Here is a 12,378-nt window from a genome sequence, read left to right as displayed (position 1 = left end):
CTCGACCGTGAGCGTTACGGCAAGGGCGCAACGGTCGAGCATATGCAGACCTTGCTTCAGGCCATCGCACTTTGAGCCGCGACGATAGCGCGGGCACGGGTCAGTATATCGCCTGAGAACGCGGCTTCCGCCTGCGCCAGTTCACGGTCAAGCCGGTCGAATATTGGCGCATAAACGGCATCGTTAAGAACTAGCAGGGCAACCGTGGCATGAGCCGCCCGGAGCCTGTCCAGATCGGATTTCATGCCACGGGTCATGGTCAGAAGGCCACGCCGTTCCTTGCGGCCTCGGCAGCGTCTGCCTCCTTAACCTCAGCGGCGGTAGCAGGCCGTGCCGCGCTCAGCTTGTCGAACTGCTTGGCTTGGGCCGGGGTGGCATCGAACACCGACTTGGGCAGCACAATCACGTCATCGGGCAACACGATCTGATGCTTTGCGTAGAGTTTCGCCATTGTCTGGATCTCCTCAGAAGCCGCTCAGGCGGACGGCGACGGTTGCGGTCGAGGCGGCGGCAGCGGCGACAGCCACGCCCAGCTTGGTGTTGTCGGTGGCGGCAGCGGCGACAGCCACGCTCAGCTTGGTGTTGTCGGTGGCGGTGCTGGTTGCCAGTTCGGCTTCGTCGTCCCAATAGACAGCGGCACCGACAGCGAAGGTATTCGCCGCAACTTTCGGAAGTTCGAACACACCGACAGTTGCCACATCCACGGGGGCGCCGCTGGCCGCGTCACCCGATGCAATGCCGACGATAGCGCCCGCAATCACGGGGAAGCCCGATTCGACAGCAGCCGGGGCGGGAATGGTGAGCGTGTCACCCTTCTGGATATAGTTCTTCATCTCAGAGACCTTTCGAGGATTGCACACGGATCAGCGACAGCCGCCCGCGTTGCAGGGTTGCGATTTCGGAGTCGATCGCGGCGATTGCCCGCTCGATCTCGGATTGCGACCGATAGGTGACTTCCTCGCCATTCTGGTCGCGCACAGTGCGGACGCCCGAGAACCGGGTACCCGTGCCGAAGGCGAGAAACAGAACGAGGAAACTCGCGGTCGCGCCGGTGACGAAGGCCAGCGCCCGCGCAGCGCCATAGCGTGCGCCCGTCATCGCGCCGATGATGTTGACCGGCCCCGGCGTCGCGGATGCAGCCAGCGCAAAGCCGGACATGGCCAGAAGCGTCTCGAACGGCGGCATGGGTCAGCGCAGCAGCGGCAGCCGGCCGCAAATCCGGTCCACGGCCTTACGGGGACCGCCGAGCAGGATCGCTTGCGGCGCGTGATCGGCCAACGGCGCGGCCGCGATGCGGGCGGTGTAGTCCGCATAATCCCGCGCCTCGAACGCGGAGCGCATATAGGCGAGCCGGATCGGCAGGTCTGCGGCGGCAAGGAACAAGGCGGGCAGATCGGCGGCAGGCGCACCGAGAACCGGCAGGGCAACGCTGGTGATGCCGGATAGCGTCACGCCGTCCTGCGTGAGGGTCGCGGCCCCCACCAGCTCGGGGCGCAACTGGCCGAGGCTCATGCCGAGAACGGCGGCGAAATTGGTCTTGAGTCCTATGGGCAGGTCTTCGGCGAGGATAATGACGGGCTTGAACGACATGGAGAACGATCCTTTCTTCGGAACGCTCTGACATGGCTCGACCCTATCGGGATTGGATCAAATTGACCTTTCAGTGCCGAACCAGCGCGCCCGGCGTCACGCCGTAATGGCGGCGAAACTGCCGGATGAGATGCGCCTGATCGCAGAAGCCGGCCGCAATGGCTGCCTCTGCGGCGGGCGTGCCGTCCAACAGCATCCGGCGTGCGTGATCCACACGGACTTGCACGATATGGGCGTGGGGCGTCAGGCCGGTCGCGCGTTTGACGCTGCGGATCAGGTAGGACACGTTCAAGCCAGCCTCGCCCGCCAGCTCGGCGAGGGTCAGCGCCTCGCCGGCTTCAACCCCGGCCATGATCCGCGCCCTGACCAGCCTGACGGCGGCCGGCTCCCGGCCTGCCGCGCGCAGCTCGGCCCCGCCATAGTGGGTGAATGCCTGAACCAGAACGTCATGGGCGGCTTCTTCGACGGCGATCTGCCAATCCGCCGCTGCTTGGCTGTTGAGGCGGTGGGCCAGCGCGGCAAGGGCGTGCGTTACCTTCAACCCCCGGTCCTGCGGTGCGATAGCGGAAAACCCGCGCAGATGCCGCAAGCCGAGAATCGCGCGCACCGCGCTCTCGGAAGCATAGAGCATATTGTAGCGCACCCGGCCGGCAGCGGCATGGCCGGTGTGGGGTTCCTCGGGGTTCATGAGCGACAGCGATCCCGCCGGCAGAACCATGCTCTCGCCCCGGCAGACATAGCCGCCCGCGCCTTCGGCGATTGCGCCGATGGCGAAGCCCTCATGCGCGTGGCGTCCGAAAGTTTGGGTGCTGAACGCGGCCTCGAAAAGTTCGATGCCGTAATGCCAGCCAAGATGATGATAGAGATTTCGCTGCATGTTGAAGGATTAATACCGAGGCGCGGGATATAGGAAGACAGGCCGGAGGTTCTTTGTGTCACTCTGGCTGTATCTTTATCGGATAGTGCAACAGCAACCGATAACCGCCGCGCATCATCTTGATCCCATGCGCGACCAGGCGGCGGGCCTTGTTCTTGCGCGGATCGTTCTCGAAATCCTCCTTGGTGCCGCGAAAGCCGAGCAGGACTTCGGCAATGGTTCGGTAGCTCTCGCCGCGCAGCCGGGCGTCGAGCGCGCGCAGGGACAGGATATGCCATTGCCGGAGCTGGGCGGGAACGGCACGGAAATCAGGGCCGGGCGCGCGGCCGTTTAGGGATCGCCAGAAACGGCGCGCGGCGTGAGCGCGAAGCTCCAGAAAGGAATCCATCGGCAGGGTGACGGCATAGAAAGCTGCTGCATCCGGCACCGCCTCGGGCAGCCAGAATTGATGTCCAACGCCATCCACCTGCCAGATGTCATGCCAGCCATCGGAAGCGCGGCGCAGGTCGAGTCCGTCGAGATGCGCCAGCGTCAATATCGGCTCGGTGCCGCCATCCATGCGACCAACCGGCGACAGCATCACGGCTTGGGGTTGAAGGCTCGGCGTCCAGATTGGCGATTGCCGGTCAGGCGGCGCGTCGGGGTCGCATGGGAAATCGCAACCCCCAGCGATCCGCGAACGCTTCAAGGTCGCGGTCGGGCGGCCCTCCGGTCAGTGCGATGGTCTGGAACTCGTGACGATAATCGTCATTGCGGCGCAAATATTCCCAAGCGAAACCAGCGGCCGGAATGTGCTTCGCATGCCCGTAAGCCGCCGGTGAGCGCCAGTTGATGCGTAGCATGGCGTCTCCTCCCCATTGCGGGCGATGCAAGGCAAAGCCCGAACAGGGAGCATCCGAGACTAGGGAAAACTGCGGTAGCTACATCAAAGGTATAACTGACGTTCGTAACCCAATAAATCTCTTGGTTATTTTCTTCTTAACAGCGTTGTCGATATATGGCGAACACCTTGCCCGCAAGTAGCGGGCAAGGTGATCTGGCTTTCATCTGTTGGAAAACACATGCACCTCGCCGTGCGCCGTCTCGATGGTGAAAAGGTCGCCGCCCATCTCGGCGTCGCGCGCCATCGCGTTCCAATCGACATAGTAGCGCAGCGCCTCGGGGATCGTGACGCTTTCGGTGGTCAGTTCCTCCATATAGTGGGCAAGGCTGGCGAACTGACCATGATAGCAGTCCTCCAAGGTGGATTCGGCTTGGCCCATGTCGCCGATAGGCCTTGTTGCGCCATTCGGATTGAGGCGGCAGGTCTCCCCTTCCCGGCTATCTTCAGCGCATTCGGACAGTCTCGGGCGTGCCGAGGGATGTGAAGCGGTTCATGTGGAGCAGGTGAACGCCATTGGTTCGAGAGAACCCGCGACCCGATGCGGATCTGAACCTCTGCATCCTGCCTGTCGAAGTCTCTGGCCATGATGCGCTCGCCGAGGGGTTCGAGGCATCTCATCCTGGCCTCCACGCGGTTTCGTCGATGATATCCGGACCATTTCTTCCAGTTGGCCCGCCCGAAGCGCTTGCAGGCGCGCAGGGCCTCGTTGCGGGCCTGCAGGCCGGGATCGTGGCCCTTCCAGTCCCGGGCATTGCGTCGTGGCGGTATGATGCCATCGGCGGTGACACTGCCGATCCGCTCTTGCATCGGGATCTGCGCCAGCAGGTCGGGCGGAACGGGCGCATCGCCGATGCGGTTGCTGGTCATCTCGACGGCGCGCACCTCGAGCGTTTCAGCATCGATACCGATGGGGATCTTGCGCCATTGCCTGCGGCGGCTGGCTCCGTGCTTGCGGACCGGCCACTCGCCTTCGCCCGAGAACTGGATCCCCGTGCTGTCCATCAGCAGATGCAGCGGCCCGGGCGCGGCACGATACGGGATCTGCACCTTCAGGTGCTTCTGTCGGCGGCAGAGTGTCCGTGTAATCCGGCACCGGCCAGTCGAGCCCGCTCAGAGCCCGCAGGCTCTCCACAAACCCCGTCGTTTGACGGAGCGGCAGCCCGAACAGCACCTTGATCGAGAGGCAGAACTGTATGGCTGCTGCCGAGAACCTCTCAGGATGACCCACCTTGCCGTTCGGGGCCACAGACCATGACATCTGCAGGTCAAGCCATACCAGCAGCAAGCCGCGGCGCTTCAGAGCCTGGCCGTAGCTGGACCAGTTCGTCGTGCGGAAAAGGGGGACGGCCTTGCTCATATGCCTATCCCAAACCCCTGACCCAAAAACATGATTCCGCAAGTCAGAGGGATAGCGCAACAAAACGCGGTGCGCGGGGGGGGTGGCTCCATTGCCTCATGAAATCAGGCATGCAGCAGTCTGTCAGATGATCCAATCCATGCGCTCGGCGCTTGCGGAGGCCGGACGCGTTTCCGTCAAACGGAAGACATACATCTGTTTCACGCCCGTTGCGTGGAAGAATTCCATCGGCGGAAACGGGCCGGAGAGAAATATTGTCACTGGCCCGTTGCATCGCCGGTGTTTACACCTTTCCCGAACGACAGTTTCAGGAAAGCTGAAAATGGCACCCGACGACTTTGCTCCTTCTTCCGAACTTCTCGCCTCCGGCCCGTTGGGGCAGGCTGACCAAAGCCATGCCCTCGACACCCATGCCGCCGAGCCGATCCCGGCGGCGGCGCGGGCCGAGATCGAGCGGCTGCTGCTTTCGGGCGATCTGTTCCGCTACACCGCGCCCAAGGATGCGCCGGTCGCGCTGCTTGAGACGGAATTCGCCGAATTGATGGGGTCGCGCTATGCGCTGGCGGTCTCGTCCTGCTCGGCGGCGCTCTTCCTCTCGCTGAAGGCGCTGGACCTGCCCGAGGGCGCGAAAGTGTTGATCCCGGCCTTCACCTTCGCCGCCGTCCCCTCGGCGGTGGTCCATGCGGGCTGCGTGCCCGAGCTGGTCGAGGTCGGTGAGGATTACCGCGTCGATATCGCCGATTTCAGGGCCCGGCTGCCCGGCGCCGCGGCGGTGATCATCAGCCATATGCGCGGCCACACCTCGGACATGGATGCGATCATGGCGCTTTGCGACGCCGCCGGGGTGCCGGTGGTCGAGGATGCGGCGCATTCGCTGGGCACGCTCTGGCATGGCCGCAAGATCGGCACCATCGGGCGGGTGGGCTGCTTCAGCTTCCAGTCCTACAAGATGGTCAACGCGGGCGAGGGCGGCATCCTGGTCACCGACGATCCCGAGATCGCCGCCCGCGCCGTGATCATGTCCGGCGCCTATGAGGAGAACTGGAAGAAGCACCCCGGGCTTCAGAACAGTTTCTGCAACTGGCAGAACCGGCTGCCGCTTTACAATCTGAGGATGCAGAACCTGTCGGCGGCGGTGATCCGGCCGCAACTTCCCCTGGTCGCGGAGAGGGTGGCGCGCGGGCGGGCGGGGCATGACCATGTCGCGGCGCGGCTGAACGGCTCGGCGCTGCTGTCGGTGCCCGCGCCGCTGGCGCCCGAGGAGCGCGCGCCAGATTCGATCCAGTTCAACCTTGTCGGCGGCTGGAGTGATGCCGAGGCCCGCGCCTTTCAGCGCGCGGCCAAGGCGCGCGGCGTCTCGGTCCAGGTCTTCGGGCTGAGCGAGGGCAATGCGCGGGCCTATTGGAACTGGCGGTTCCTGGGCGATCTGCCCGACCTGCCGCGCACGCGGGCGATGCTGATGCGGGCCTGCGACGTGCGCCTGCCCACGCGGCTGAGCCGCGAGGAGCTGGATTTCATCGCCGATGCCATCCTCGCCGCGGTGGCGGATGTGAGATAGGCTCAGGCCAGCCGCATCGCGTCCTTCAGCCAGGGCCAGTCCTCCAGCGTGGGGGCAAGGATTTCCTGCCCGATCAGCCCGCGCAGATGCCCGGCGATCCGTCCGCGCAGCGCGCGGTCCAGGCCGGGGCGCGCCGAAAGCGAGAGGCTGCGCCCGAAGGGGGCGAAGGGCAGGGGGGCGACCGTGACCCTGTCGCGGAAGCGCCGCGCGCGGTGCAGCGCCAGCGGCGGCAGGATCGCCCAGCCCGCGCCCTCGGCCACCAGCGCCAGGATGGCGTGATAGCTGTCAAGCTCGAAGAGCCCGGGCCGGGCCGTTGGCGGGGCAGGGGGGCTCAGGCGCGACAGATGGGCCTCGATCTGGCGGCCCATCAGCAGCCGGGCGGAATGGCGGATCAGCGGCAGGTCCATCCCATCGGATCCCTGGGGGCGGATGGCCAGGAAGGGCTCGGTCAGCAGCGGGTGGCTGTCGCGGGGCTCGGCGGCCTGGGGTTCGGGGACGGGCTCGCCCGGAAGGTCGGCCGCGACCACCAGATCCAGCGCCCCGGCCTCCAACTGGTCGATCAGCCGGTGCGAGGGGCCGGTTTCCAGCAGAAAGCGGCAATCGGGCAGGTCGGCGGCCAGCCGCGTCAGCAGGGCCGGGGTCACATCGGCCTCGAAATCCTCGATCATGCCAAGCCGCAGGGTGCGCAGACCGGGCTTTCCGGCCAGCGAAAGCTCGGCCCGCGCCTCTTCGGCGGCGTTGAGCATGGTCTGGGCGTGGCGGCGGAACATCCGGCCCTCGGGCGTCAGCCGCACCGGGCGGCTGGCGCGATCGAAGAGCACCGTCCCGAGCGCGCCCTCCAGCGCCGAGATCTGCTGGCTGACCGTCGAGGGGCTGACGCCGAGCCGCCGCGCCGCCGCCGAGAGCGAGCCCTCGGCGGCGGCGGCAAGGAAGGTCTCGATCCCCCACAGGGTGACGCGGCCTTCCCCGGCGCCCTCGGTCATGGCTCAGAGCTTGGAGAGCTTGGCCTGAAGCTCGGCCAGTTGTTTCTTGATATCGGCGATGTCGTCCGATTTCTCGCCCTCGCTTTCGGGCGGCGCGGGGGTGGTGGTGGCGCCGGGCCAGCCCGGAACCCCGCCCATCAGGGTCTTGAGGAAAGCCTCCTGCTGCTTGCGCAGCGCATCGAACCCCGGCATCGTCGCCATCGGATTTGGCAGATGCGAGAAATTCTCGACCATCTTGGCCTGGCTTTCGCGCAGCATCTCGAAGGACGAGGCCAGGAACTGCGGCATCACCGACTGCATCCCGGTGGCGTAGGAGCGCACCAGATCGGTCAGCACATTGACCGGCAGGACGTTTTCGCCCTTCGATTCGTGCTCGGCCACGATCTGCAGCAGATATTGCCGGGTGAGGTCGTCGCCGCTCTTGAGATCGACGATCTGCACCTCGCGGCCCTTGCGGATGAAACCCGCGATATCCTCAAGCGTCACATAGTCCGAGGTCTCGGTATTGTAGAGACGGCGGCTGGCGTAACGCTTGATCAGCAGCGGCTTGTCGGTATCGGACATCTGCGGCCTCTCCCCCCTTAAGTTGCGCGTAGGAGAAAGCTTAGGCGAGGGCCGCGCGCAAAAGCAAGCGCGGCATGGCGGGCGCGGCAAGCGCGCGGCGTGGGCGGGGCGGGGGAAACGCCCGGGCGGGCTTGCAGCCCGACCGAAGGGGGACCTCGGGGGGCTTCGGGGGGCGGTGACGAAAAAGGGCGGGCCCGTGAAACGGACCCGCCCGGTCTTGACCACATGCGGCCGATCCCGTGGGAGGAGGAAAGGTCGGCGCATCGGGGCAAGGCCTTGAATGCGTTCCTGAAACCCGTGCCCTTTGAAAAGCTGTCACCCAGGGTCCGGCAGCCGCCGGATCCGCCCGGCCCGGGAAACGGGGCCGGGGCGGGGGTCGTGCGAGGGGTCGGTTGCACCGGGGGGGGGGCGGTCGCGCCCGCGGCGGGCGGGCGCCCGTTCCGCATCCCTTACTTGGTTGCGGCGGCGGCCTTTTTCGCGACCGAGGTCACTTCGCTGGTGGCCTTCTTCACCGCGGCGGTGGCGTCTTCCGACACTTCCTTGCCGGCGGCCAGCAGCAGTTCGACCGTTTCCATCTGCACCTTCTTCGCGACTTCGGCGAAGGCGGCGAGGTTTTCAGCCGCCAGCTCGGCCGAGGCCGAGGCGTAGTCCGAGAAAGCCTTGGTGTAATCGGCGGGCTCGGTCTTGGCCTTGGAGATGTCCGACAGTTTCGCCAGCGTGTCCTTGGTCCATTTCGACGAGATTTCGGTCGATTTCTCGGCGGCTTCCAGCGCGACCTTGGTGAATTTCTCGCCGAAGGCGGCCTGGGTCTTGAAGGCGTTCTGAAGCGCGGCGCCATCGACCGGGAACGAGGCCAGCACGTCCTGGAAAACTTTGGTGAAATCGGGGGTCTTGGTCATTTCGTATTCTCCTGCATCCGGGGTGTGCCCGTTTCCTGAGCATTATATACATGCTGCAGTGCAGCATTTCAAGAGGTAATTTCTGCGTTGCAGCATGATGCGCGCGGGCGGGGCCGAGCCCGAACCCTTTCGGGCGCCGGGTCGTGGGGCACGTCGCGGCCCGGGCCACGAGGCGGGCTGCGGGCTGGGGCGCAAGTCTCTGAACTTCAACCTAAAGGCGAAAGTCGGTGCCGCTTGGGGCCTGGCCCCGCCGAGGGCCTCCCGGCAGGCCATCCGGCCGCGACGGGGGAAGCGCGCGCCTGCCAGGGGCGGCCTGGTTCCGCCGTCCCCGACGCCCGCGCTTCGATCACCTGCGCCCGCCGCCGCGACCTCGGCGAATCAGCCCTGCTCGGTCACATAGCCGCCGGGGGCCGGGGCGAGGGCGGGCAGCGGCCCCTCGCCGGGGATGCGGGCCGCGACCTTCGGGCCCGAGGCCTTGGCCAGCCATTCGGCCCAGCGGGGCCACCAGCTTCCGGCGGTGAATTCCGCGCCCTCGCGCCAGGCGTCGGGCGCGCCCTCGACCGGGGCGGCGCTGATGTAATGGCCATATTTGCCCTTGGACGGCGGATTGACGATCCCGGCGATATGGCCCGATTGCGACAGGACGAAGGTCTTCTGCTTCGATCCCATCTGGCGGATGCCGTTGAAGCTGCTTTTCCAGGCGGCGATATGGTCGGTCTCGCAGGCGACGGCGAAGATCGGCAGCTTGATGTCGCGCAGCGCCACCGGCGCGCCGAAGACCTTGAACGCGCCCTTGGAAAAACCGTCGTCGCTGCACAAGCCGCGCAGGTATTCCATCGTCATCCGGGCGGGCAGGTTGGTGGAATCGCCGTTCCAGTAGAGCAGGTCGAAGGCGGGCGGCGCCTCGCCCAGCATGTAGCTGCGGATCGCGGGCGAATAGATCAGGTCGTTCGAGCGCAGGAACGAGAAGGTGCGCTGCATGAAGAGCTTCGACAGGATGCCGTCCTGGGCGACCTGCCGTTCGATCCCGCCGAGGAAATCCTCGTCGAGGAAGACGCCCACCTCGCCCGGATCCGAGAAATCGGTCAGCGTGGTCAGGAAGGTCGCGGTCTTGACCGATTTGTCGCCCGCCTTTTCCAGATGCGCCAGCGTCAGCCCCAGCGTGGTGCCCGCGATGCAATAGCCGGTGGCGTTGATCTGGGGCGCGCCGGTGATGCGCCGGGCCTCGGCCATGGCGCGCATGAAGCCGTCGCGGATATAGTCGTCCATTCCCACTTCGGCATAGGAGGCGTCGGGGTTCGCCCAGGAGACGACGAAAAGGGTGAAGCCCTGGTCCACGATCCATTTGATCAGCGAATTCTGCGGCTTGAGGTCGAGGATGTAGAACTTGTTGATCCAGGGCGGAAAGATCACCAGCGGAATCTTGTGCACCTTGTCGGTGGTGGGCGCATATTGGATCAATTCGATCAGGCGGTTGCGGTAGACCACCGATCCGGGGGTGGTGGCGAGGTTGCCGCCCACCGAAAAGGCGTTCCTGTCGGCCAGCGTGACCATCATCTCGCCGTCGTTCGCCTCCAGGTCGCGTACCAGGTTCTCAAGCCCCTGGACCAGGCTTTCGCCATCGGTTTCGACCGCGCGCTCCAGCGCATCGGGGTTGGTGCCGAGGAAATTCGTCGGCGAGAACATGTCGACGATCTGGCGGGTGAAATAATCCACCCGCTTGCGGTCGTCGGGGCCAAGCACCTCCATGTCGCCGACGGCGGTGGTGATGGCCTCGGCGTTCAACTGGTATTGCTGCTTGAGATAGTTGAAGAAGGGATGGCTTTCCCACAGCGGGTTCGAGAACCGGCGGTCCTGGGGCCCGGGGTCGGGGGGGGCCTTGAACTCGCCCCGGGCCAGCATCTGCTGGGCCTCGACGTAATGTTTCAGAGATTTGCCCCAGTAATTCACCTGATGCTCGATCACCCGGCCCGGGTCGCGCATCATCTCGGCCAGATAGGCGGCGGCGGCCTTGAGATAGACCTCGGACGAGGGGCCTTGCAGCGCGGCGGCATGGGCGCGCCTGCGCGCCAGCGCCGAGGTGAGGCGGGTGGACAACTCCTCCATGCGGGCCAGATTGGCGTTCAATCGTTCGCTGCGCTCGGCAGAGACCAGATCTTCCCTTTTTTCTGTAGTTGTCATGCGAAATTTTCCCCCCTAATCTTGCTGCCGTGCAGCATGAAGCCGTCTTCCGTTCCGGGAGGGGGCCGCGACACGGGTGCCGGGTTCCTCCGGGTTCAGGAGATGCTTTATGAAGTATATGGCCACCTACGATCTGATGGAAAGCGTCCGCAACACGAATGAGTGGCTGGGCGCCTCGGCCAGGGCCTTTGCGAGCTATCCGCTGTTCTCGCTTTCGATGAATCCCATGCTGCCCCTGATCGCCGCCTGGGGCGAGGTGACCGAGCGCAGCTTCGGCCGCATGGTCGCCAAGCCCGACTGGGGCATCCGCTCGATCGTCGGCCCCGAGGGGCAGGACCATCTGGTCGACGAGAAGATCGTGGTCGAGAAGCCCTTCGGAAATCTGGTGAAGTTCGAGGTGCGGCGGCGTGCGCCGATGGCGCGCAAGATCCTGGTGGTGGCGCCGATGTCGGGCCATTACGCGACGCTCCTGCGCTCGACCGTGGCCTCGTTGATGCCGGATGCCGACATCTATGTCACCGACTGGCACAATGCGCGCGACATTCCCGTCAGCGCGGGCAAGTTCGATGTCGAGGATTACACGCTTTACGTCGTGGATTTCCTGCGCCACCTGGGCCCCGACACCCATGTCGTCGCGGTCTGCCAGCCGGTGCCGCTGGTGCTGGCCGCCACCGCCTATCTGGCGGGCGAGGATCCCGAGGCCCAGCCCCGCACGCTGACCCTGATGGGCGGGCCGGTCGATCCCGATGCGGCGGCGACCGAGGTCACCGATTTCGGTAACCGCGTCACCATGGGGCAGTTGGAGCATCTGGCGATCCAGCGCGTCGGGTTCAAATACAAGGGCGCGGGCCGTCTGGTCTATCCGGGGCTGGCGCAGCTTGCGGGCTTCATCTCGATGAATGCCGAGCGCCATGCCAAGGCCTTCTCGGACCAGATCTTCAAGGTCGCCCAGGGCGAAGCCGGGGACCATGACGCCCACAACCGCTTCTACGACGAATATCTGGCGGTGATGGACATGACGGCGGAATTCTATCTCTCCACCGTCGAGCGGATCTTCAAGAACCGCGAGATCGCCAGGAACGAATTCACCGTGGCCGGAAAGCGCGTCGATATCGGCGCGATCACCTCGGTCGCGGTGAAGATCGTCGAGGGCGAGAAGGACGATATCTCGGCCCCCGGCCAGTGCCTGGCGGCGCTGGACCTGCTGACCGGCCTGCCGCCCGAGAAGAAGGCCCAGCATCTGGAGCCGGGCGCGGGCCATTACGGCATTTTCGCGGGCAAGGCCTGGCGGGTGAACATCCGCCCGCTGGTGCTGGACTTCATCGACGCCAATTCCGCGCCCCCCGCCAAGGCGTCTCCGGGCAAGGAGCCTGCGGTCAAGGCACCTAGGGGCGGCAAGCCTGCGGCGCCGATCCGGCTGGCTTCGGGCTGAAGGGGCGCGCCGGATCGGCTTCGGATCGGCCCGGATCGGCGTTGTGCGGCGGCG

Annotated in this window: 15 protein-coding genes and 1 pseudogene; 2 read left to right on the top strand and 14 right to left on the bottom strand. The window is 65.6% G+C overall.

Annotated features, from left to right (window positions below; translation table 11 throughout):
- Nucleotides 1-56: 56 nt before the first annotated feature.
- The 10 genes and pseudogenes from ABNX41_RS17050 to ABNX41_RS17005 form a co-directional block, all read right to left on the bottom strand.
- On the bottom strand, nucleotides 57-245 hold the full coding sequence (locus ABNX41_RS17050) for a hypothetical protein (protein WP_438670912.1): 189 nt from the start codon (nucleotides 243-245) through the stop codon (nucleotides 57-59).
- Nucleotides 246-259: 14 nt separating this feature from the next.
- Nucleotides 260-451 (bottom strand): hypothetical protein, encoded by a 192-nt coding sequence (locus tag ABNX41_RS17045; protein WP_438670911.1) that lies wholly within the window; start codon nucleotides 449-451, stop codon nucleotides 260-262.
- 13 nt (nucleotides 452-464) lie between these two features.
- On the bottom strand, nucleotides 465-833 hold the full coding sequence (locus ABNX41_RS17040) for a DUF2190 family protein (RefSeq protein ID WP_438670910.1): 369 nt from the start codon (nucleotides 831-833) through the stop codon (nucleotides 465-467).
- Nucleotide 834: 1 nt separating this feature from the next.
- Nucleotides 835-1,185, bottom strand: coding sequence for a phage head-tail joining protein (locus tag ABNX41_RS17035; protein WP_438670909.1), 351 nt, complete (start codon nucleotides 1,183-1,185; stop codon nucleotides 835-837).
- 3 nt (nucleotides 1,186-1,188) lie between these two features.
- Nucleotides 1,189-1,590 (bottom strand): DUF2000 domain-containing protein, encoded by a 402-nt coding sequence (locus ABNX41_RS17030; RefSeq protein ID WP_438670908.1) that lies wholly within the window; start codon nucleotides 1,588-1,590, stop codon nucleotides 1,189-1,191.
- 70 nt (nucleotides 1,591-1,660) lie between these two features.
- Complete coding sequence (locus ABNX41_RS17025) at nucleotides 1,661-2,467, bottom strand: AraC family transcriptional regulator (RefSeq protein WP_438670907.1); 807 nt, start codon at nucleotides 2,465-2,467, stop codon at nucleotides 1,661-1,663.
- Between the two features lie 58 nt (nucleotides 2,468-2,525).
- Nucleotides 2,526-3,026 carry a DUF2285 domain-containing protein gene (locus tag ABNX41_RS17020; RefSeq protein WP_438670906.1) on the bottom strand — a complete coding sequence of 167 codons (501 nt, stop codon included), beginning with the start codon at nucleotides 3,024-3,026 and terminating at the stop codon, nucleotides 2,526-2,528.
- Nucleotides 3,027-3,093: 67 nt separating this feature from the next.
- Nucleotides 3,094-3,309, bottom strand: a complete 216-nt coding sequence (locus ABNX41_RS17015; RefSeq protein ID WP_438670905.1) for a transcriptional regulator domain-containing protein — start codon at nucleotides 3,307-3,309, stop codon at nucleotides 3,094-3,096.
- 201 nt (nucleotides 3,310-3,510) lie between these two features.
- On the bottom strand, nucleotides 3,511-3,729 hold the full coding sequence (locus ABNX41_RS17010; RefSeq protein WP_438670904.1) for an antirestriction protein ArdA: 219 nt from the start codon (nucleotides 3,727-3,729) through the stop codon (nucleotides 3,511-3,513).
- A 64-nt stretch (nucleotides 3,730-3,793) separates the two neighbouring features.
- Nucleotides 3,794-4,707, bottom strand: a pseudogene (locus tag ABNX41_RS17005) (IS5 family transposase).
- Between the two features lie 322 nt (nucleotides 4,708-5,029).
- Here ABNX41_RS17005 and ABNX41_RS17000 point away from each other — a divergent pair.
- Complete coding sequence (locus ABNX41_RS17000) at nucleotides 5,030-6,265, top strand: DegT/DnrJ/EryC1/StrS family aminotransferase (protein WP_438670903.1); 1,236 nt, start codon at nucleotides 5,030-5,032, stop codon at nucleotides 6,263-6,265.
- 2 nt (nucleotides 6,266-6,267) lie between these two features.
- On the opposite strand, the gene ABNX41_RS16995 is transcribed toward ABNX41_RS17000, so the two are convergent.
- From ABNX41_RS16995 to ABNX41_RS16980, 4 genes are all read right to left on the bottom strand, one after another.
- The gene (locus ABNX41_RS16995) at nucleotides 6,268-7,248 is read right to left on the bottom strand and encodes a LysR family transcriptional regulator (protein ID WP_438670902.1); all 981 of its coding nucleotides are present in this window, start codon (nucleotides 7,246-7,248) and stop codon (nucleotides 6,268-6,270) included.
- Between the two features lie 3 nt (nucleotides 7,249-7,251).
- On the bottom strand, nucleotides 7,252-7,812 hold the full coding sequence (gene phaR / locus ABNX41_RS16990) for a polyhydroxyalkanoate synthesis repressor PhaR (protein WP_438670901.1): 561 nt from the start codon (nucleotides 7,810-7,812) through the stop codon (nucleotides 7,252-7,254).
- Between the two features lie 449 nt (nucleotides 7,813-8,261).
- Nucleotides 8,262-8,711, bottom strand: a complete 450-nt coding sequence (locus tag ABNX41_RS16985; RefSeq protein ID WP_438670900.1) for a phasin family protein — start codon at nucleotides 8,709-8,711, stop codon at nucleotides 8,262-8,264.
- A gap of 378 nt (nucleotides 8,712-9,089) precedes the next feature.
- The gene (locus ABNX41_RS16980; RefSeq protein WP_438670899.1) at nucleotides 9,090-10,892 is read right to left on the bottom strand and encodes a PHA/PHB synthase family protein; all 1,803 of its coding nucleotides are present in this window, start codon (nucleotides 10,890-10,892) and stop codon (nucleotides 9,090-9,092) included.
- A 109-nt stretch (nucleotides 10,893-11,001) separates the two neighbouring features.
- Between ABNX41_RS16980 and phaZ the strand changes: the two genes are divergently transcribed.
- Nucleotides 11,002-12,324: a polyhydroxyalkanoate depolymerase gene (phaZ, locus tag ABNX41_RS16975; protein ID WP_438670898.1), complete on the top strand. Its 1,323-nt coding sequence runs from the start codon at nucleotides 11,002-11,004 to the stop codon at nucleotides 12,322-12,324.
- Nucleotides 12,325-12,378: the final 54 nt, after the last annotated feature.

Source organism: Pseudogemmobacter sonorensis (genome assembly GCF_042762395.1).
GTDB lineage: Bacteria > Pseudomonadota > Alphaproteobacteria > Rhodobacterales > Rhodobacteraceae > Pseudogemmobacter > Pseudogemmobacter sonorensis.
The sequence above is the reverse complement of the archived record's forward strand: the minus strand, read 5'-3'. Positions and strand labels throughout refer to the sequence as shown.

What these genes read in the sequence shown, in the direction of transcription:
- ABNX41_RS16995 (WP_438670902.1), bottom strand. Translation starts at nt 7,248, where the DNA reads ATGACCGAGGGCGCCGGGGAAGGCCGCGTCACCCTGTGGGGGATCGAG.
- ABNX41_RS17040 (WP_438670910.1), bottom strand. Translation starts at nt 833, where the DNA reads ATGAAGAACTATATCCAGAAGGGTGACACGCTCACCATTCCCGCCCCG.
- ABNX41_RS17050 (WP_438670912.1), bottom strand. Translation starts at nt 245, where the DNA reads ATGAAATCCGATCTGGACAGGCTCCGGGCGGCTCATGCCACGGTTGCC.
- ABNX41_RS17035 (WP_438670909.1), bottom strand. Translation starts at nt 1,185, where the DNA reads ATGCCGCCGTTCGAGACGCTTCTGGCCATGTCCGGCTTTGCGCTGGCT.
- ABNX41_RS17015 (WP_438670905.1), bottom strand. Translation starts at nt 3,309, where the DNA reads ATGCTACGCATCAACTGGCGCTCACCGGCGGCTTACGGGCATGCGAAG.
- ABNX41_RS17030 (WP_438670908.1), bottom strand. Translation starts at nt 1,590, where the DNA reads ATGTCGTTCAAGCCCGTCATTATCCTCGCCGAAGACCTGCCCATAGGA.
- phaZ (WP_438670898.1), top strand. Translation starts at nt 11,002, where the DNA reads ATGAAGTATATGGCCACCTACGATCTGATGGAAAGCGTCCGCAACACG.
- ABNX41_RS17020 (WP_438670906.1), bottom strand. Translation starts at nt 3,026, where the DNA reads ATGGATGGCGGCACCGAGCCGATATTGACGCTGGCGCATCTCGACGGA.
- ABNX41_RS16980 (WP_438670899.1), bottom strand. Translation starts at nt 10,892, where the DNA reads ATGACAACTACAGAAAAAAGGGAAGATCTGGTCTCTGCCGAGCGCAGC.
- ABNX41_RS16985 (WP_438670900.1), bottom strand. Translation starts at nt 8,711, where the DNA reads ATGACCAAGACCCCCGATTTCACCAAAGTTTTCCAGGACGTGCTGGCC.
- ABNX41_RS17010 (WP_438670904.1), bottom strand. Translation starts at nt 3,729, where the DNA reads ATGGGCCAAGCCGAATCCACCTTGGAGGACTGCTATCATGGTCAGTTC.
- phaR (WP_438670901.1), bottom strand. Translation starts at nt 7,812, where the DNA reads ATGTCCGATACCGACAAGCCGCTGCTGATCAAGCGTTACGCCAGCCGC.
- ABNX41_RS17045 (WP_438670911.1), bottom strand. Translation starts at nt 451, where the DNA reads ATGGCGAAACTCTACGCAAAGCATCAGATCGTGTTGCCCGATGACGTG.
- ABNX41_RS17000 (WP_438670903.1), top strand. Translation starts at nt 5,030, where the DNA reads ATGGCACCCGACGACTTTGCTCCTTCTTCCGAACTTCTCGCCTCCGGC.
- ABNX41_RS17025 (WP_438670907.1), bottom strand. Translation starts at nt 2,467, where the DNA reads ATGCAGCGAAATCTCTATCATCATCTTGGCTGGCATTACGGCATCGAA.